This window comes from Aquirufa esocilacus, assembly GCF_042715595.1.
GTDB lineage: Bacteria > Bacteroidota > Bacteroidia > Cytophagales > Spirosomataceae > Aquirufa > Aquirufa esocilacus.
Genome location: NZ_JBBKXX010000003.1, coordinates 519523 through 537873, shown reverse-complemented (window position 1 = coordinate 537873; position 18351 = coordinate 519523). Strand labels below are relative to the sequence as shown.

The 18351-nt window shown below is 45.2% G+C and carries 18 protein-coding genes; 14 read left to right on the top strand and 4 right to left on the bottom strand.

Annotation, left to right across the window (positions count from 1 at the left end):
* From SKC37_RS10955 to SKC37_RS10930, 6 genes are all read left to right on the top strand, one after another.
* Positions 1-252 (top strand): hypothetical protein, encoded by a 252-nt coding sequence (locus tag SKC37_RS10955; RefSeq protein ID WP_130894874.1) that lies wholly within the window; start codon positions 1-3, stop codon positions 250-252.
* Between the two features lie 3 nt (positions 253-255).
* Positions 256-552 carry a hypothetical protein gene (locus SKC37_RS10950; RefSeq protein WP_130894875.1) on the top strand — a complete coding sequence of 99 codons (297 nt, stop codon included), beginning with the start codon at positions 256-258 and terminating at the stop codon, positions 550-552.
* Between the two features lie 72 nt (positions 553-624).
* Positions 625-879 (top strand): hypothetical protein, encoded by a 255-nt coding sequence (locus tag SKC37_RS10945; RefSeq protein ID WP_130894876.1) that lies wholly within the window; start codon positions 625-627, stop codon positions 877-879.
* 6 nt (positions 880-885) lie between these two features.
* Positions 886-1989, top strand: coding sequence for an efflux RND transporter periplasmic adaptor subunit (locus SKC37_RS10940; RefSeq protein ID WP_130894877.1), 1104 nt, complete (start codon positions 886-888; stop codon positions 1987-1989).
* A 1-nt stretch (position 1990) separates the two neighbouring features.
* Entirely contained in the window at positions 1991-5110 is a 3120-nt protein-coding gene (locus SKC37_RS10935) for an efflux RND transporter permease subunit (protein WP_377981505.1), read from the top strand.
* Positions 5100-6524, top strand: coding sequence for a TolC family protein (locus SKC37_RS10930; protein WP_377981504.1), 1425 nt, complete (start codon positions 5100-5102; stop codon positions 6522-6524). The genes SKC37_RS10935 and SKC37_RS10930 overlap by 11 nt, the downstream gene beginning before the upstream one ends.
* Here SKC37_RS10930 and purN read toward each other — a convergent pair.
* Positions 6507-7079: a phosphoribosylglycinamide formyltransferase gene (purN, locus tag SKC37_RS10925; RefSeq protein ID WP_130894880.1), complete on the bottom strand. Its 573-nt coding sequence runs from the start codon at positions 7077-7079 to the stop codon at positions 6507-6509. The two genes, SKC37_RS10930 and purN, sit on opposite strands and share 18 nt — an antisense overlap.
* A 52-nt stretch (positions 7080-7131) precedes the next feature.
* Between purN and bshA the strand changes: the two genes are divergently transcribed.
* Positions 7132-8283 (top strand): N-acetyl-alpha-D-glucosaminyl L-malate synthase BshA, encoded by a 1152-nt coding sequence (gene bshA / locus SKC37_RS10920; RefSeq protein ID WP_130894881.1) that lies wholly within the window; start codon positions 7132-7134, stop codon positions 8281-8283.
* Here bshA and folK read toward each other — a convergent pair.
* Complete coding sequence (gene folK, locus SKC37_RS10915) at positions 8267-8752, bottom strand: 2-amino-4-hydroxy-6-hydroxymethyldihydropteridine diphosphokinase (protein WP_377981503.1); 486 nt, start codon at positions 8750-8752, stop codon at positions 8267-8269. The genes bshA and folK overlap by 17 nt on opposite strands.
* 30 nt (positions 8753-8782) lie before the next feature.
* On the opposite strand from folK, the gene SKC37_RS10910 reads away from it, so the two are divergent.
* Positions 8783-9346, top strand: a complete 564-nt coding sequence (locus tag SKC37_RS10910) for a YqgE/AlgH family protein (RefSeq protein WP_377981502.1) — start codon at positions 8783-8785, stop codon at positions 9344-9346.
* Here the strand turns inward: SKC37_RS10910 and recG are convergent.
* Entirely contained in the window at positions 9343-11442 is a 2100-nt protein-coding gene (gene recG / locus SKC37_RS10905) for an ATP-dependent DNA helicase RecG (RefSeq protein WP_377981501.1), read from the bottom strand. The genes SKC37_RS10910 and recG overlap by 4 nt on opposite strands.
* A gap of 61 nt (positions 11443-11503) precedes the next feature.
* Here recG and SKC37_RS10900 point away from each other — a divergent pair, with 61 nt between their 5' ends.
* The 4 genes from SKC37_RS10900 to SKC37_RS10885 are packed head-to-tail and all read left to right on the top strand — an operon-like array spanning position 11504 to position 14262.
* Positions 11504-12019: an NADH-quinone oxidoreductase subunit B gene (locus tag SKC37_RS10900; protein ID WP_377981500.1), complete on the top strand. Its 516-nt coding sequence runs from the start codon at positions 11504-11506 to the stop codon at positions 12017-12019.
* Position 12020: 1 nt separating this feature from the next.
* Entirely contained in the window at positions 12021-12500 is a 480-nt protein-coding gene (locus SKC37_RS10895) for an NADH-quinone oxidoreductase subunit C (protein WP_377981499.1), read from the top strand.
* Positions 12497-13372: a glycosyltransferase family 2 protein gene (locus tag SKC37_RS10890; RefSeq protein ID WP_377981498.1), complete on the top strand. Its 876-nt coding sequence runs from the start codon at positions 12497-12499 to the stop codon at positions 13370-13372. Before SKC37_RS10895 ends, SKC37_RS10890 begins: the two co-directional genes overlap by 4 nt.
* A complete protein-coding gene (locus SKC37_RS10885) occupies positions 13372-14262 on the top strand; it encodes a glycosyltransferase family 2 protein (protein WP_377981497.1) in 891 nt (296 codons plus the stop codon). Before SKC37_RS10890 ends, SKC37_RS10885 begins: the two co-directional genes overlap by 1 nt.
* On the opposite strand, the gene SKC37_RS10880 is transcribed toward SKC37_RS10885, so the two are convergent.
* Positions 14252-15157 carry a glycosyltransferase gene (locus SKC37_RS10880; protein WP_377981496.1) on the bottom strand — a complete coding sequence of 302 codons (906 nt, stop codon included), beginning with the start codon at positions 15155-15157 and terminating at the stop codon, positions 14252-14254. The two genes, SKC37_RS10885 and SKC37_RS10880, sit on opposite strands and share 11 nt — an antisense overlap.
* 58 nt (positions 15158-15215) lie before the next feature.
* On the opposite strand from SKC37_RS10880, the gene SKC37_RS10875 reads away from it, so the two are divergent.
* Complete coding sequence (locus tag SKC37_RS10875) at positions 15216-17051, top strand: ABC transporter ATP-binding protein (protein WP_377981495.1); 1836 nt, start codon at positions 15216-15218, stop codon at positions 17049-17051.
* Between the two features lie 97 nt (positions 17052-17148).
* Positions 17149-18351 (top strand): pyridoxal phosphate-dependent aminotransferase, encoded by a 1203-nt coding sequence (locus SKC37_RS10870; RefSeq protein WP_377981494.1) that lies wholly within the window; start codon positions 17149-17151, stop codon positions 18349-18351.

Genomic DNA, 18351 nt, shown 5'->3' with positions numbered 1-18351 from the left:
ATGTTAAAACTTATTGCGCTCGGTTTAGTTTTATACTATGTGGTGATTCCCTTACTTCGTTTTTTGATGAAGGGTTATGTCATTACGCAGGTGCATAAAAAGATGTCTGAGCAAGATATTCGTTCGAAGCAAGCTGCTTCGAAATCTCGCAAAGAGGGCACAATTGATGTGGATTATGTACCACCTAAAACGAAAGCTAAAACGGATGATGTGGGGGGCGATTATGTTCCCTACGAAGAAATTAAAGAGTAAGTAATGATCAGAGGAATACTTGTTTATTTCTTGTTAGTATGTTGTCTTTTAACGAAGGATGGACTTTCGTTAGCGCTAGATACATGGGTCGAAAAGAGTAGCCTCTCTCTAGAGATGTCATTCGAAGATTCTTTGGAAGAAGATGGATCGGATGATTTTTTTGCGAGTGAAGATTTTGGTCCAAAACTAGACCTAAATCAAAACGATAGTTATACTGATAAATCAATTAGTGATCAGTATAGTCAGTCCGCCTTACAAGTGCTTTTAGAGCAAGTGATTCCCCCTCCCCGCATCGCATAATACGCGTGCCTTATTGAAACAAAATCATAAAATCTTCTTGTAACGTATGCTTTGCCGCATACAAAAATCGATATGAAAATATACGCCTTAGCGTCTATGTTCGTCTGTGTCGTTTTTATAGGAATGGCTCAGGGTAAGCACTATAAAAATCAGATAAACAGGACATTGAAAGATAATGTACAGATGGAGAAAAAGGTGGAAGTAAAAGAACAGAAACCTCGTAATCAAACCCCTAAGTACCAAGTAAATACGCCTAATATTGATTGGGTGGATACCTTTAAAACGAAACCGTCTTCCTACAAGCAACATGGAGGAAGACCAAACTAAGTAGTTATGACAAGATACCTTTTGGGATTATTGCTTTTAGCAGCCTGCACGGCTAAAAAAGACGAGACAGTGGAAATACAAACGTTAGAAGTGTCTTCTCCCATCTCATTAGATACCACGATTCGCCAGGAATTTGTGGCGGACATTCATGCGGTCCAAAACGTAGAAATACGAGCCCGCGTCAAGGGGTATTTAGACCGCATATTAGTGGATGAGGGGAAGCAGGTTAAAAAAGGTCAGATCATGTTCACGATTAATAGCCAGGAATACGTGGCTGACTTAGCTCGGGCGAAAGCGGTTTTGAGCCAAGCTTCGGCAGAGTTAAAAGCAGAAGAATTGACACTAGTCAACACGCGCTTACTAGTCGATAAAAATGTGATCTCGAAAAACCAATTAGCTATTTCACTGGCGAAAGTGGATGGTCTTAAAGCGAAACGAGAGGAGGCTTTAGCCCATGTGAGTGCAGCAGAATTAAAAGTAGAACACTCGAATATTCGAGCGCCTTTTGATGGAATCGTGGATCGATTGCCCTTCAAGCGGGGTAGCTTAGTAGATGAAGGCACCTTGTTAACGACGCTTTCCGATAATCAAAACGTATACGCTTATTTCAATGTTTCGGAACAGGAATACTTGGCGTTTAGTGAGCAAGGCGGGGTAAATAAAGCGGCGAGCGTGGACCTGGTATTAGCGAATGGTGAGCACTATCCGCAAAAGGGCATAGTGGAAACAATCGAAGGAGAATTCGATAAGAATACGGGAAATATCGCATTTCGTGCCCGTTTTACTAATCCGACTAAACTCCTACGCCATGGGGCTTCAGGAAAAGTGCAATTACCTAAGAAGGTCGCTGGCTATTGGGCCATTCCCCAAAAATCAGTTTTCGAAATTCAGGAGAAGAGTTATGTTTTCGTGAAAGATGCAGCAGGAATAGTCAAGATGAAAAGTATCGTTCCAGACTTACGCATTCCGCATTTCTACTTAGTTAAAACGGGATTTTCAGCAAAGGATACGGTATTGATTGAGGGAATTCAATTGGTGAAGCAGGGGCAAAAAATCAAGTCAACTTTCAAGCCAATGCGCCAATTATTAACGGATTATAAAGCACTGTAACATGGTACAACAATTCATCACTAGACCGGTATTGTCGATCGTCGTATCGATTTTTATCGTGATTTTAGGGGTTATTGCCATGAAGCAATTGCCCATTACTCAGTTCCCAGATATTGTTCCTCCGGCGGTAACCGTGACCACAAAGTACACCGGTGCTAATGCGGAAGTATGTGCAAAGGCCGTGGTGACGCCCCTCGAGCGCGCCATCAACGGTGTAGCCGGTATGACCTACATGACGTCCGTTTCAGGTAACGATGGAACCAGTATTATTCAGGTCTATTTCGAAGTAGGAACTGATCCCGATGTGGCAGCGGTAAACGTTCAAACGCGGGTTCAGACCGTATTAGATGAATTACCCGAAGAGGTCATTAAAGCGGGGGTAATCACGGAGAAAGAGGTAAATAGTATGTTGCTGTATGTGAATTTGTTGAGCGAGGATTCGGATATCGACGAGAAGTTTATTTACAATTTCGCGGATATCAATGTGCTTCCAGAGTTAAAGCGAATTGATGGGGTAGGTTTCGCAGATATTATGGGCCAAAGAGAGTACGCCATGCGTATTTGGTTACATCCAGATCGCTTGTTCGCCTATAAATTATCAGCTGAAGATGTGATTCAGGCTTTGCGTAATCAAAACGTGGAAGCGGCCCCGGGAAAAATAGGAGAGAGTTCCGGAAAGCACCCGCAGGCATTGCAGTATGTCATGCGTTACACGGGGAAGTTTACGCAGGTAGCAGAATATGAGAATTTAGTGATTAAAGCGACGGAGACGGGACAGATTTTGCGCTTGAAAGATGTAGCAGAAGTCGAGTTTGGATCCTTGGATTACGATGTACTTTCGAAAGAAAATGGTCGACCTTCTGCGGCGATCTTATTGAAGCAACGTCCCGGTTCGAATGCAGCAGAAGTAATCGAGAATGTGAAGAATCGCTTAGCCGAATTGAAGACGACAACCTTCCCCCCAGGAATGGGCTTTACAATCTCCTATGACGTATCTCGTTTCTTGGATGCTTCGATTCACGAGGTGATCAAGACCTTATTGGAAGCCTTTTTATTAGTCGCTCTCGTCGTGTTTATTTTCTTGCAAGACTGGCGGGCGACTTTAGTCCCGATTATTGCAGTGCCTGTTTCTTTAGTAGGAACGTTCACGTTTATGTTAGCTTTCGGGTTCTCCATTAACTTGTTGACCTTGTTCTCTTTAGTTTTAGCCATCGGTATTGTGGTGGATAATGCCATTGTCGTGGTAGAAGCGGTTCATGCCAAAATGGAGGAAAAAGATATGCCCGTTCTCGCCGCCACGCAAGAGGCAATGCAGGAGATTTCAGGCGCAATTTTAGCGATTACGCTTGTGATGGGTGCGGTGTTTGTGCCGGTGGCCTTTCTTTCTGGTCCGATTGGTGTTTTCTTCCGGCAGTTTTCTGTTACGATGGCGATATCAATTGCCTTATCGGGCTTAACGGCCTTGACTTTGACTCCCGCACTTTGTGTGTTATTGTTGAAAAAGCCAGAGCACAATCAAAATAACGTGCTTGGAAAATTCTTCCATGCCTTTAATCAGCGTTACGATCAAATCGCTCAAAAATACCTCGTATGGGTAGGGGCTTTGATCAGCAAGCGATTGCTGATGTGGCTGATTTTACTCGGTTCTGTTGTAGGAACGGTGATTTTGTCTGGGATTGTGCCTAGTGGATTTATTCCTTCTGAAGACCAAGGAACGCTTTATGTGAATGCAACTACTCCGGCAGGGGCTACCTTAGAGCGGACGGAAGGGGTGATGGATCAGGTATTTAAATCCATTAAAGGGGTGGATGCCATTGAGTCCTTTTCCACCTTAGCAGGGTTTAGTTTATTGACGGATGGTTCTGGAGCCTCCTATGGCACGGGTATTATTACCTTGAAACCATGGGAGGAGCGAAAGGAGACGGTAGATGAATTAACGGAGATTATTCGGTCGAAAACCAGTGGAATTAAGGACGCGAGTATTCAGTTTTTCCCTCCGCCGGCCGTTCCTGGTTTTGGAAATGCCTCTGGTTTTGAATTTAGAATTCAGGATCGAAGTGGTTCTGGAGATCTTCAAAAGTTGGCTGCGGTTTCGAATGATTTTGCCAAAAAACTCAACGAGACCCCAGCGATTCAAAATACCTTCTCCAGTTTCGACCCTAGCTTCCCCCAATATATGTTAGAAGTGGATCAGGAGGCTGCCGCCCAAAAAGGGGTGAATGTCCTCCCTGCCATGGATAACTTGCAAACGCTGCTAGGTAGTTTTTATGCGACGAACTTTATTCGCTTTGGCCAAATGTACAAAGTGATGGTCCAAGTGGATCCGCGTTACCGCGCGCATCCAGATGATGTGCTGAAGTTTTATGCGAAAAATAAATCTGGAGAAATGGTTCCTTATTCCTCTTTCGTCAAGATGAAGCGGGTGTATGGACCGGAGCAATTTACGCGCTATAACATGTTTACTTCAGCGATGGTCAATGGCGAACCTGCCCCTGGATTTTCTTCTGGAGCCGTGTTAGACATCATTCGGGCGGAGGCCTTAAAGAGTTTGCCTCGAGGTTTTACGCTCGAATGGTCTGGGATGACACGGGAAGAGGATTTAGCTGGAAACCAGGCGATTTTCATCTTTGCCATCTGCTTGCTTTTTGTCTATTTATTGCTGGCAGCACAATACGAATCCTTTCTGTTGCCCTTCCCCGTTTTGCTTTTCCTTCCCATGGGAGCGATGGGAACCTATGCGTTCTTGTATGTATTTGGCCTACAAAATAACATTTACGCGCAAGTGGCGCTGGTCATGCTCATCGGTTTATTAGGAAAAAACGCGATCTTGATTGTGGAGTTTGCGATTGCGAAACAAAAGGAAGGTGCTTCCATTATTGAGGCGGCCAAAGAGGGTGCTTTCTCTCGTTTGCGTCCCATTTTGATGACCTCTTTTGCCTTTGTGGCTGGATTAATTCCGTTGATGATTGCCTCCGGTGCGGGAGCCATTGGAAACCGGACGATTGGTACGGCGTCTGCTGGGGGTATGATTTTAGGAACAGTAGGAGGTTTGTTAGTTATTCCGGGGTTATATGTGGTGTTCGCATCACTCTCGGCTAAATGGTCTAAAAATGAAAAATAGGATATATATCGTCGGTTTATGGCTGGCATTAGCCTCGTGCACGAATGGACTCATGCGTGAGCAGCGTAAGATAAATGCAGAATTAGATACGTATCGGTCTGAAAAGGAGCAATTCTCCGTGTCAGGTATTCAGGAATGTTGGAAGCGAGACTCGCTCTTAGTTCAACTAATTGATTCGGTTTTAGTCCGAAGCAATGACATCAAGCAGGGCTTTTTGCAGGTAGGCATGGCGAAGTCAGAATTTGGTTACCAAAGAGGACTGCGTAAGCCAACCGTCAGTGGGCTAGTTCAGCCTAGTTTGAGGCGTTTTGGAAAATATACGATGGATGGCGTGGGGAATTACGATACGCAGTTCTCTACCAATATTACCCGGGACCAGATTATTCCGGAACATTTGCCAGACCTGCAAATAGGGGTGCAGACGGCATGGGAATTAGATATTTGGGGTAAGTTAGCCAAACGAAAAAAGGCCAGCGCCCTCCGGTATTTAGCTACCGAGTCTGGTCAGCAATGGCTCATAACGTTGCTGGTCGCAGAAGTGGCGGGCGCTTATGGGCAGTTAATTGCGCTTGATAAGGAACTCGATATTTTGAAAACCAATATTGAAATTCAACGCAAAGCCTTCGAACTTGTCCAAGTACAGAAAGAAGCCGGCGCGGTGAATGAGTCCGCGGTGCAACAATTAGAGGCTCAGTTGTTAAATTCCCGTGCACAAGAAGGAGGTGTTTTGCAGCAAATGACGAGTTTAGAGAATGAGATTCGCTTGTTATTAAATAAACCGAACGCGCCCATATTTCGGTCGAAATTCCCTTTTCAATGTGCATTGGACAGTAGCTTGTTTGCGCGAGTGAAGATTGATCAATTAGAGCGCAGACCAGACATTAAACAAGCAAAGTTAAATCTGATGGCTGCGTTGGAGACGAAAGAAAGTGCCTCTTTGGCACTAAAACCGTCCATTGTTCTGTCAGGGATTCTAGGCGTTCAGGGATTTCAGCCTGCCTATCTGTTTCAATTGCCGGCCTCTATGGCGTATCAGTTGTTAGGAGGAATTACGATGCCTTGGTTAAATCGTTCGGCGATTACGGCGGAGATGTTGCGATCTGAATCCCAATGGAAATGGCAAGATATTGCGTATCAAAATGCGCTGGTGAAAGGCTATTTAGAGTGGGATACGCAGGTAAAATCTTTGGCCTATTTACAAAAACAACAGCAGCTAAAACAACGAGAGGTGCTCTTAACGAAAGGGGCTATCAATACGGTGGGAACTCTCTTTTTGACCGCGAATGCAAGCTATTTAGAAGTGCTAACAGCACAACAAAACGCCTTGCGATCCGAGTTAGAGCTCTTAGAAATTTCGAGAAATCAATGGATGCGCGCGATTAATTTATACCGCGTGTTAGGAGGTGGCTGGTAAAACAAGCGATTCGATCACCTTAGGGAAATCCCGGTGCTCTAATACCTGGCCTTTTTTAGCGACATCTTCTGGAGTATCACTCGGTAAAACCGGGAATGAACTCTGGAAGATAGTTGCTCCCTCATCATAATGCTCATTCACGTAATGAATCGTAATCCCTGATTCTTTTTCGCCAGCAGCCACCACCGCTTCGTGTACAAAATGGCCATACATGCCTTTTCCGCCAAATTTAGGCAGTAAAGCTGGGTGAATATTCACAATACGTTGAGGGAAAGCTTTCACAAAATCAGCCGGGATTAACCATAAAAAACCCGCCAAAATAATCCAATCTGTCCTGAGCGATTGAACTTCTTTTAACACCGTTCCGTTCTTGTAGGATTCTCTGTCAAACACGCGACACGGTATGCCTAATCGCTCAGCTCGCTGAATAATCCCCGCTGACGGGTTATTGCAGTAAATATGAGTGATGCGAACCTGATCGGATCCTTTGAAATGTTCGATGATTTTTTCGGCATTAGAACCCGAACCAGACGCAAATAAGACGAGATTTTTCAAAGGTTATCGATTGTTTAGGACAAATTTACATTCTTTCAGTTAAATTTAAGGCATGAAAATAGGGATCGTTTGTTATCCGACGTATGGCGGAAGTGGTGTGGTGGCGACCGAATTAGGTAAAGCTTTGGCCTTAGCGGGTCACCAGGTGCACTTTATCACGTACACGCAACCCCCTCGTTTAGATATTTTCTCGGAAAATATCTTCTATCACGAGGTTTCTGTCGCGTCCTATCCCTTATTCGAATACCTTCCATATGAGTCTGCCTTAGCCAGTAAAATGGTGGATGTGACAGTAAATGAGAAGTTGGATTTAATCCACGTACATTATGCGATTCCACACGCTTCTGCAGCCTATTTAGCGAAGCAAATTCTAAAATACAAAGGTATTCACGTACCAGTTATTACCACGCTTCACGGAACCGATATCACGCTTGTGGGTCGCGATCCGTCTTTCGAGCCAGTAGTTACCTTTTCCATCAATGAATCGGATGGCGTAACGGCGGTGTCTGAGAGTTTGAAAAATGATACCTATGAGGAGTTCGAGATCTTGAGTCATATCGAGGTAATTCCTAACTTCATTGATTTAAATCGTTTCCAAAAACGCCCGCACGAGCACTTCAAAAAGTCCCTTTGTCCTAATGGCGAGAAGCTATTAATGCACACCTCTAATTTTCGAAAAGTTAAGCGAATTGAAGATATAGTACGCGTTTTTGCCTTAGTGCGCAAGAAGATTCCAGCTAAATTAGTGTTGATAGGTGATGGTCCTGAACGTTCCGGTATCGAAGCATTGTGCCGCGAGTTAGAAGTACAATGCGATGTCCGTTTCTTAGGAAAGATGGATGGGATTGAGGAGGCATTGTCTTTAGCGGATTTGTTTTTATTAACCTCTGAAAAAGAGAGTTTTGGTTTAGCTGCTTTAGAGGCAATGGCTTGCGAAGTGCCGGTGATTTCATCCAATGCCGGGGGAATTCCAGAAGTAAATATTCACGGCGTGACGGGTTATGTGAGCGAAATAGGCGATGTGAAAGACATGGCGGCGAATGCCATTAAGATGTTATCTGATCCTATTTTGCACGACCAGATGAAGGCGAATGCGCTAGCTCGGGCACAGGAATTTGACATCGTTAAAATTCTGCCTTTGTACGAAAAGTATTACGAGCGGATTACCTCCAAAAGCTGGAAATTCCCTAAACAGAACGATTAACCTGGCTTTCGTCAGCGCAAGCCGCTAATAGAGCCGTCATTGATTTACGTGATGTCGGATCTTCAAATAAGGGCGCTATCTCTGCTAATGGCGTCAAGATAAATTTGCGTTCCGCGATGCGTGGATGTGGGATACTTAAATCAGGTGCTGCGATAATTACATCACCGTAAAACAGTATGTCTAGGTCTAGTGTTCGCGGCCCCCAGCGTTCTTTGCGTTCCCTTCCAAATTGCCGTTCAATTTCGAGTAGTTCCGTTAAACAGGCTTCAGGTTTTAAAGAAGTGCTTACAAGCAACACTTGGTTTAAGAAGTCTGCTTGTGGGATGGGACCCCAGGCTTCTGTTTGGTATATCGACGAGTAAACCGCAATTTTTCCTATTTTTTTTTCAATATGCGGGTAGGCCCCCTCGAATATTTCCCGGGTATTTCCTAGATTGCCGCCTAAAGAGAGGAACAGGTGTTGAGTCATTCCTTAAAATTACGAAAAAAGCGCGATGCAATGAGTTATACCGCAGATGATTTACAGCCAGGGATGCTTTTGCTGGCGGAACCTTTTCTAGAGGATCCGTCTTTTCATCGCTCGGTGATCTTACTTTGCGAGCATACAACGGCGCATTCATTTGGCTTAGTGTTGAATAACAAACAAGAAATTGTCTTTGATTCCTTTGTCGACGAAAAAGTCTTAGAGGACGTGCCCCTGTTTTCTGGCGGCCCGGTGGATCCTACGATTATGCAGTTTGTGCATCGCAGGCCTGATTTAATTCCGGATGGCGTGTTGATCGGCCCCGGGATATATTGGTCAGGGAGTTTCGAAGTCGCTATTGACAAGGTGGTGGCTGGCGAGATCGGATTCGATGAAATCAAATTCTTTATTGGGTATTCGGGTTGGGGAGCTGGGCAGCTGGAGCGCGAGGTGCGTTCGAATGCTTGGGTTCTACATCCGGGGAATGATAAATTAGTATTTGACGAGCCTCACGAGCGTTTGTGGAGGAAGATTTTACATGCCAAAGGAGGGGATTTCAGAGTCCTTTCCACTTATCCAGACGACCCTAATTTGAATTAAGAGATGCGGGCCCAGTTGGTCGTGTCTTTGCGCTGGGTTCTGACTTGTTCGCGAATCATCGCATATTCGGATTTTTCGAGGTTCGGATCTTCTTCTAAGATTTTTTGAGCCGTTTCTCGGGCTACTTTTAATATTTCACCGTCTTTAGCGAGGTCAGCGATCATGAGGTCGATGGCGCCACTTTGGCGAGTGCCGGAAATATCACCCGGTCCACGCAATTGCAAATCCACTTCGGCGATTTCGAATCCATTATTGGTTTTCACCATCGTTTCGATCCGTTTTTTGGTGTCTGCGCTTATTTTGAATCCGGTCATCAAAATACAATAACTCTGTTCTGCTCCTCGGCCTACGCGACCGCGTAATTGGTGTAATTGCGATAAACCGAATCGTTCTGCGCTTTCGATCACCATAATGGAGGCATTAGGCACGTTTACGCCTACCTCGATCACGGTGGTGGCTACCATGATTTTTGTCTCGTTTTTCACGAAACGAGCCATCTCGATGTCTTTGTCTGCAGGTTTCATTTTGCCGTGTAAGATTCCCAAAGGTACCTCTGGGAACGCCCGCGAAATACTTTCGTAGCCATCCATCAAGTCTTTGAAGTCCATTTTCTCGGATTCTTCGATTAAAGGATAGACAATATAAATTTGGCGGCCTTTGCTGAGCTCGCTTTGGATGAAGGCAAAGACTTGCAGGCGATGGGTGTCGTAGCGATGGGTAGTCTGGATGGGCTTGCGGCCCACGGGTAATTCGTTAATTATCGAAATATCTAAATCTCCATAGAGCGTCATCGCTAAAGTCCTTGGAATCGGCGTCGCCGTCATGACTAAAATGTGGGGATGGAACGTTTTGTTTTTGTCCCAAAGCTTAGCCCGTTGTGCCACCCCAAACCGGTGTTGCTCATCGATGATGCACATCCCTAGGTTCTTGAATTGAACAGAATCCTCGAATAAAGCATGTGTTCCCACTAAAATCTGTAATTTCCCGGACTGCAAATCCTCATGTAAGCCCACGCGGTCTTTCTTCTTAACAGACCCGGTCAGCTTCGCGATCGTGATGCCTAATAAATCCGCAAATTGTTTTAAACCTTGGTAATGCTGATCTGCCAAAATCTCTGTAGGCGCCATCAAACACGCCTGAGCCCCATTATCAATCGCTAAAAGCATCGAAATAAAGGCCACAATCGTCTTACCTGATCCCACATCTCCTTGCAACAAGCGATTCATTTGCTTGCCTGACCGCATATCGGCAAATATCTCCCGAATCACCTGCTTCTGGGCATTGGTTAATTCGAAAGGCATATGCTCTTGGTAGAACGTCGTTAATAAGGCGGCTGAAGAAAACACCTGCCCCGGGAAGGCTACTTTTCGAATCAAATTCTGCTTGATCAAGCGCAATTGATTGTAAAATAATTCCTCAAATTTCAATCGGCGACGGGCCTGGTGAAGCCAGGTTTCGCTTTGGGGTAAATGAATATGGTATAAGGCCTCTTGCTTCGAAATCAACTTAAACTGGGAGGTGACATCCCCCGGTAAAGTCTCTCTGATGTAAGGAAACGCTATTTCTAATAAGTTTTTTTGTAGGGTGGCGATCGCCTTGCTATCGATGTATTTCTTGCGCAATTTCTCCGTCAAAGGATATACGGGTTGGAAATACTTGCCCGATGCTTGTTCCCCTTTGTAGGCCTCCATCTCTGGGTGGGTCATCTGAATCGTGCCATTGAAGCTGGTGGGCTTGCCATAAAAGAGGTAGTCGACACCTGTATTCAAAGACTTTTCGAGCCATTTAACTCCTTGAAACCAAACGATTTCAATGCAACCCGTTGAATCACATACTTGAGCGACAATGCGTTGCCGGTGTCCGGCGCCTATTTTTTCCTTGAAACGAATCCGACCCACAAACTGGGCGTGGTCCATTTCGTCCGTGATGGAGGCGATGGGATGAACCATCGTGCGGTCCTCGTAACGGAATGGAAAATATTGAATTAAGTCACCGTAGGTGAACATCCCTAGTTCGGTCTGTAGCAACGTAAGCTTCGCAGGGGTCATCCCACGGAGTTTGGCTAAATCAGTATCGAAAAAAGGTACGAGTGACATGCACGAAAAATTTTGTGAATTTAGGTATATTTACAGAACGATTGCGAAAATAACCCCAAACATGAAGAGTTTTTTAGACCAAGAATTTGAATCCGATGGCTTTGTGCTTAGCAATGTCGAAGATTTATTTAATTGGGCGAGGGCGAGTTCGCTTTGGCCCATGAGCTTTGGTTTAGCGTGTTGCGCCATCGAAATGATGCAAGCATTTGCGTCAGGCTACGATTTGGATCGTTTTGGAGTATTTCCTCGGCCTTCCCCGCGTCAATCTGACGTAATGATTGTGGCTGGAACCGTGACCTTTAAAATGGCAGATCGGATTCGTCGTCTCTACGAACAAATGCCAGAACCGCGGTATGTGATTTCCATGGGTTCCTGCGCGAATTGTGGCGGTCCTTATTGGGAACACGGCTACCATGTGGTGAAAGGAGTGGACAAAATTATTCCCGTGGACGTTTATGTTCCGGGTTGCCCACCGCGTCCAGAAGCACTTTTAGGAGGCATCATTAAATTACAACAAAAAATCAGTCAGGAGACCCTTGTGACTCCTACACGCATATTAGAAGCCTTAAACAAATAGGATGGAGCTGTCAGCAATTCAAGCATTCTTACAAGCAGAATTTGGTTTTGAATTCCAATGGGAGGAGGAATTAAGTCGTTTGACTTTGCCTGCGGAGCAGATTTTGCCGGTTTGTGATTTTCTTTGGAAAAACCCAGCCACCTACTTTGATTCCCTTTCTTGCATCACGGCCATCGATCAAGGACTAGAAGCGGGTAAAATGGAAGTTGTTTATACGCTTTATTCCATCCCGAATCATATCACCTTGCATTTGCGGGTAATTTTAGAACGCTCGGCACCCGTGGTTTCTTCTGTATCTTCTGTGTGGAGAACGGCGGATTGGCACGAGAGAGAGGCGTTCGATTTCTTTGGCATTGAATTTACAGGTCATCCTGATTTACGCAGAATATTGCTTCCAGAAGACTGGGAGGGACATCCATTGCGTAAAGATTACGTGGAACAAACGAAATACCACGGCATTCAAGTGAAATACGATCGATGAAAATAGCCGGATTTACCTTTATACGGAATGCGGTGAAGAACGATTATGCCATCGTGGAAGCCATCACGTCGATTTTACCTATCTGCGACGAGTTCGTGGTGGCGGTAGGGGCGTCGGAAGATGAGACTTTGGCCTTAATTCAATCGATTCCGTCGGATAAAATTAAAATTGTGGAGACGGTTTGGGATGATTCCAAAAGAGAAGGCGGCGCCACATTTGCCTTGGAAACAGATAAAGCACTTCAGGCCATTTCCAAAGACATCGACTGGGCTTTCTATATCCAGGGTGACGAATGCGTGCATGAAGCTGATTTGCCTCTCGTGAAAGCGGCGATGGAGGCGAATTTGGCTGATTCAAACGTAGAAGGGTTGCTTTTTCATTACCGGCATTTTTACGGATCTTACCAGCATGTGGCGGTGTCACGGCGTTGGTACAGAAGAGAAATTCGGGTCGTTAAAATGCATCCGGGTGTTCATTCCTACAAGGACGCGCAGGGTTTTAGAAAAGACGGCAAGAAGCTGAAAGTGAAATTAATTCCGGCTTATATTAACCATTATGGCTGGGTAAAACCGCCAGAAGGCCTGAACAATAAGGTGCGTAACTTCACGCAATTCTACCACGATGACGCTTGGTTAGCAGAGAATGTGCCGGCAGATTACCAATTTGATTACGGTAATGCGGAACGCTTGTTCCGATTTGAAGGCACGCATCCAGCCGTGATGGCGGACCGCGTGGCACGATCGAATTGGCCTTTCTATTTTGATCCGGTCGAATTAGAAAAGAAAATGACCTTACGCCGCAAGATTTTGCAGAAGATTGAAGACCTCACCGGTTACCGCGTAGGCGAATACAAAAACTACCGCATGCTGTAATGGAAGAGTCGATTCAATTTTTCCCGGCATCTAAGGCGCCTAAAAAACCCTATTTCTCCATCCTCATTCCAAGCTGGAATAATTTGGCCTACTTGCAATTATGCATCGCGGCCATTCGAAAACATTCTACGACCTCTTTTGAAATCATCTTGCATTTGAATGAGGCGAATGACGGTTCCAAAGAATGGGTCGAAACCCAAGAAGATATCGCTTTTTCGTATAGCCCCATCAATGTGGGCGTTTGCTACGCGATGAACGCGATGGTCAAACTGGCTCGCGCGGATTATTTCTTGTATTTGAACGACGATATGTATGTGCTGCCTAATTGGGATGGTTTTCTGAAAGAAGAAATCGAACTCATCGGACATACGGAATTCTTTTTATCGGCCACGGCTATCGAGCCCAAAGCTCAAAGCGCTTGTTCTATTCAGGCAGATTTTGGCCGTTCGATAGCGACTTTCGAGGAAGCGAGATTACTCGAAACATATGATTCTTTACCTTTTGTTGACTGGCAAGGAGCGACTTGGCCACCTAATGTGGTGCACCGGTCACTTTGGGATAAAGTGGGAGGCTATTCGAATGAATTTACGCCGGGAATGTATTCAGATCCCGATTTTTCGATGAAATGCTGGCAGGCTGGTGTTCGCTTGTTCAAGGGGATTTCGCGGAGTAGAGTCTACCATTTTGGGTCGATTTCCGTGAAGCGTGTGAAGCAGAACAAGGGATATTACCAGTTTATTCGCAAATGGGGGATGACCTCGTCTACGTTATCGAAATACTACCTGCGTCGCGGGGATACATTCGATGGGCCACTCGTTCAACGCCCGATTCCGTTAACGGTGCATTTGAAGAATCTGTATTACCGACTCAGTCTCCCGTTTAGAAAATAGAGAACAACAGTTTGAAGCTGTAAAGGAAACTGCCTAGCGCCGATTTTCCTTTATAGGCTAACATCGCTCGGTGGTGTCTAGCGACGGTGAAGAATCTTCGTATGCGGGCCGCGATGCCGGCTGACGCAAAATCCTGAGCTAACCCCAGCAAAATTTCCCGTTCATCGCCGGCAGGACAGCGATCTGACAGCAATGTGAGTCGTTTTATAATCCGTGCATTTCTTTCGTCCCTCGTGTTATAATTCTTCTTTCCTTTACTCAAGTCTGCCCCCATCGTGTTACTGCTGTGTTGGCGGTAATTCACTAATGTCGCAGGGAAATAGCTAACTCCATTTAGTGCGGCTGCGGCAAAACCGAGGATATAATCGTGGCCCACATAATCTGGAAAGGGCAAGGCGATGTCGATGATTTCGCGCTTAAATAGCATCGCGTGCCCCATGGCTTTGGTCCCAAAAACATAGTGCAGCGCAGTCGGATAATCGCACAGATGATTTCGATCAGAGAATTTACCTGTGCGCGCGCCAGCAGCATCCGTTAATGCAGAATCCGCATAGATCATAGAATGGGAACCAATAGCGCCTGCCAATAAGCTGATTTTATTCGACATCCACACGTCATCCTGATCCGCTAGAGCGATTATTTCGCCTTTTGCAGCCCTGATTCCGGTTTCGAAGGTGGCTAATAAGCCTTGATTAACTGGGTTTACTACCAAGCGAATTCGCGGGTCTCGCGAAACGTATTCCTGCAAAATTGCAAGGGTCGCGTCGGAGGATGCATCGTCCACAAATACAAATTCCAAGGACGGATAGCTTTGAGCTAACAAGCTGTCCACTTGTTCCCGGAGGTATTTCTCCCCGTTGTAGGTGGCCATCACAATGGAAATTAAGGGCGACATTCGGATATTGTTTCTGAAAATTGTCGTAATTTGACCAAAATTTCGATAAAAAGCCGCATTGAAAACATATTTTCGCTTATTAAGCTACGCCGTTTCGATCCGCAAGTATGTATTTCCATACTTCGGGTTTTCCTTGCTAGCGAGTTTGTTCGGCATTCTTAATTTTACCTTGCTGATTCCCCTGTTGAACGTCCTGTTCAATCAGTCAGCTCCGGAGAACATTCAGATTTACCGCGTTTTACCCGCTTTTTCACTAACGCCATCCTATTTCTCATTCTTGTTTAACCACTATTTTTATGGTGCTTTGGAGAATTTTGGGCGGATTGGAGCGCTAAAATATGCCTGTGGAGCCATTATGGTTTCGGTGATTTTATCGAATTTCTTTCGGTATTTTTCCCAAAGAGTTCTCAAAACTGTCGAAGCAGACACGATTGCCTCCTTGCGTCAAGCGGTTTTTGAGCGCGCGATTCGCCTAGACTTGAGCTATTTCACGGAGCAGAAAAAGGGTAACCTGATGTCCCGTTTAACCACGGACGTGCAAGAAGTCGAAAATAGCATCGGTCGTGCCTTTACCGCGACTTTTAAAGAGATCTTTACGCTGGTTTTATTCTTCGTTTTTCTGGCGAGTATGTCGGTGAAGCTGACTTTGTTTTCGTTGATCATATTGCCTCTTTCAGGCTCCGTGATTGCGACGATCACGAGACGTTTACGTCGTGCAGCCGGAGAAGTGCAACAACATTTGAGTGGAATAATCAGTTTATTGGATGAGACCTTTGGGGCCATGCGAGTGGTGAAAGCCTTTCGGGCTGAGAAAATGATGGATGCGCGATTCCAAGCCGGAAACGATCGCTACCGAAATTCCTTGTTGAAGATGGTGTTTCGCCAAGAATTGACCTCGCCTACTTCGGAGAGTTTAGGCGTTTTAGTCGTTACAGGTATTTTATTATACGGCGGTAGTTTAGTCATTAGTGGAGAAGGAGAATTATCAGCTTCTACGTTCATTGCGTTTATTGCGACTTTTTCGCAGGTGATGCGTCCGGCGAAAGCCATCGCGGATGCGTTCAGTGGTATTCAGCGTGGGGTCGCTTCGGCAGATCGCATTATCGAAATATTGGATACGGAATCTGAAATTGTAGCGGAGGAGCCGATAACGCGTGTGGAGGAGTTTAAAGATAAAATTAGCTTCCAACAAGTCGGTTTCGAATATGTGAAGGGGCGTTCTGTGTTGAAAGAGGTTAGTTTCGATATACCTAAAGGGAAAACAATCGCTTTAGTTGGTGCGTCCGGTGGCGGAAAGTCTACGCTGGCGGATTTATTACCTCGTTTTTACGATCCATCGTCAGGTGTCATTACTTTGGATGGAGTCCCGCTTAAAAACATTCCTTTGGACGACTTAAGAGGTTTAATGGGGATAGTTACTCAGGAATCGGTCCTATTTAATGATACGATTTTCAACAATATCGCTTTTGGAACGGAAGCCACTTTAGCAGAGGTGCAAGCTGCCGCAAAGATTGCAAATGCACACGATTTTATTTCGGCGAATCCGGAAGGCTACGAAACGATTATCGGAGATAGGGGCTCTAAATTATCAGGGGGCCAAAGACAACGCATCTCCATCGCCCGCGCCGTTCTCAAAAATCCACCTATCTTGATTTTAGACGAGGCCACCAGTGCCTTGGATAATGAATCGGAGAAGTTAGTACAAGAGGCTTTGAGTCATTTGATGGAGAATCGCACGGTTTTAGTCATTGCGCACCGTTTGTCTACGATTCAACACGCTGACCAAATTTTAGTCGTACAACAAGGCGAAATCATCGAACGTGGGACTCACGAAGAATTGATGAAGATCAAGAAAGGGGCCTACGCGGTTTTGGCACAAGGTATATCAGCCTAATTATTACAAATTTTATTAGCATATCCGTCTGCAAAAAAGTAATTTTGCAGTCGATTTATATACTAAATTAATACCCAAATATTCGTTTCTAAATACCATGTCACAAGCACAATTAGCCCAAAGAATTCAAGCATTAGAAGAATCCTCTACGTTAGGGATGACGAAAAAAGCGCGCGAATTAGCAGCTCAAGGTCACAAAGTAATCAGTCTTTCTGTAGGAGAGCCGGATTTTAAAACACCAGCTCACATTTGTGAGGCAGCAAAAAAGGCGATTGATGATGGGTTTCACGGTTATTCACCGGTAGCAGGTTATCCAGACTTGCGTATGGCGATCGCGAATAAATTAAAGCGTGATAATAACTTAGAGTGGGGTTCAGAAAATATCGTAGTGAGCACGGGTGCAAAACACTCCTTAGCGAACGCGATTGCTGCTTTAATTAACCCAGGTGACGAAGTGATCATCTTCTCTCCTTATTGGGTTTCTTATTCGGAGATGGTCAAATTAGCGGAAGGTACTTCAGTAGTCGTTCAAGGTGCTTTTGATAATAACTTCAAAGTGACTCCAGAGCAATTCGAGGCTGCGATCACACCTAAAACCAAGATGGTGATGTTCGCATCCCCTAACAACCCGACAGGATCGGTTTACACAGAATCAGAATTACGTGATATCGCAAACGTGGTAGCACGTCACGAAAATATCTTCGTCTTAGCGGATGAAATCTACGAATACATCAACTTCACACAAGGCGGTCACTTCTCGATCGGATCTATTCCAGAAATCAAAGAACGTGTGATCACGGTGAATGGGGTGGCAAAAGGTCACGCGATGACGGGTTGGAGAATTGGTTTTATCGCTGCTGCTAAATGGATCGCAGACGGCATCGAAAAATTACAAGGTCAAGTGACTTCAGGCACGAACTCAATCGCTCAAAAAGCGGCAGTGGCAGCATTCAATGGTAGCTTAGATCACGCTTACGAAATGAAAGCGGCCTACGATCGCCGTCGTAAGTTAGTGGTAGAAAAATTACGTGAGATCCCAGGTTTCAAGGTAAATATGCCAGATGGCGCATTCTATGCGTTCCCAGATATTTCGTATTATTTCGGTAAAACAGATGGCACTACGCTGATCAGAGATTCAGATGATTTCTGTTCTTGGTTATTAGCGGATGCTTTTGTCGCTACAGTGGCAGGTTCTGGTTTCGGAGCACCGGATTGCATGCGTATTTCTACGGCTGCAGCAGACGAACAATTAGTAGAAGCTTGCGATCGCATTAAGGCGGCCGTGGCTAAATTAAAATAA

Excerpts from the sequence above, each read along its gene's own strand:
- SKC37_RS10955 (WP_130894874.1), top strand. The coding sequence starts at position 1 with ATGTTAAAACTTATTGCGCTCGGTTTAGTTTTATACTATGTGGTGATT.
- SKC37_RS10950 (WP_130894875.1), top strand. The coding sequence starts at position 256 with ATGATCAGAGGAATACTTGTTTATTTCTTGTTAGTATGTTGTCTTTTA.
- SKC37_RS10945 (WP_130894876.1), top strand. The coding sequence starts at position 625 with ATGAAAATATACGCCTTAGCGTCTATGTTCGTCTGTGTCGTTTTTATA.
- SKC37_RS10940 (WP_130894877.1), top strand. The coding sequence starts at position 886 with ATGACAAGATACCTTTTGGGATTATTGCTTTTAGCAGCCTGCACGGCT.
- SKC37_RS10935 (WP_377981505.1), top strand. The coding sequence starts at position 1,991 with ATGGTACAACAATTCATCACTAGACCGGTATTGTCGATCGTCGTATCG.
- SKC37_RS10930 (WP_377981504.1), top strand. The coding sequence starts at position 5,100 with ATGAAAAATAGGATATATATCGTCGGTTTATGGCTGGCATTAGCCTCG.
- bshA (WP_130894881.1), top strand. The coding sequence starts at position 7,132 with ATGAAAATAGGGATCGTTTGTTATCCGACGTATGGCGGAAGTGGTGTG.
- folK (WP_377981503.1), bottom strand. The coding sequence starts at position 8,752 with ATGACTCAACACCTGTTCCTCTCTTTAGGCGGCAATCTAGGAAATACC.
- SKC37_RS10910 (WP_377981502.1), top strand. The coding sequence starts at position 8,783 with ATGAGTTATACCGCAGATGATTTACAGCCAGGGATGCTTTTGCTGGCG.
- recG (WP_377981501.1), bottom strand. The coding sequence starts at position 11,442 with ATGTCACTCGTACCTTTTTTCGATACTGATTTAGCCAAACTCCGTGGG.
- SKC37_RS10900 (WP_377981500.1), top strand. The coding sequence starts at position 11,504 with ATGAAGAGTTTTTTAGACCAAGAATTTGAATCCGATGGCTTTGTGCTT.
- SKC37_RS10895 (WP_377981499.1), top strand. The coding sequence starts at position 12,021 with ATGGAGCTGTCAGCAATTCAAGCATTCTTACAAGCAGAATTTGGTTTT.
- SKC37_RS10890 (WP_377981498.1), top strand. The coding sequence starts at position 12,497 with ATGAAAATAGCCGGATTTACCTTTATACGGAATGCGGTGAAGAACGAT.
- SKC37_RS10885 (WP_377981497.1), top strand. The coding sequence starts at position 13,372 with ATGGAAGAGTCGATTCAATTTTTCCCGGCATCTAAGGCGCCTAAAAAA.
- SKC37_RS10880 (WP_377981496.1), bottom strand. The coding sequence starts at position 15,157 with ATGTCGCCCTTAATTTCCATTGTGATGGCCACCTACAACGGGGAGAAA.
- SKC37_RS10870 (WP_377981494.1), top strand. The coding sequence starts at position 17,149 with ATGTCACAAGCACAATTAGCCCAAAGAATTCAAGCATTAGAAGAATCC.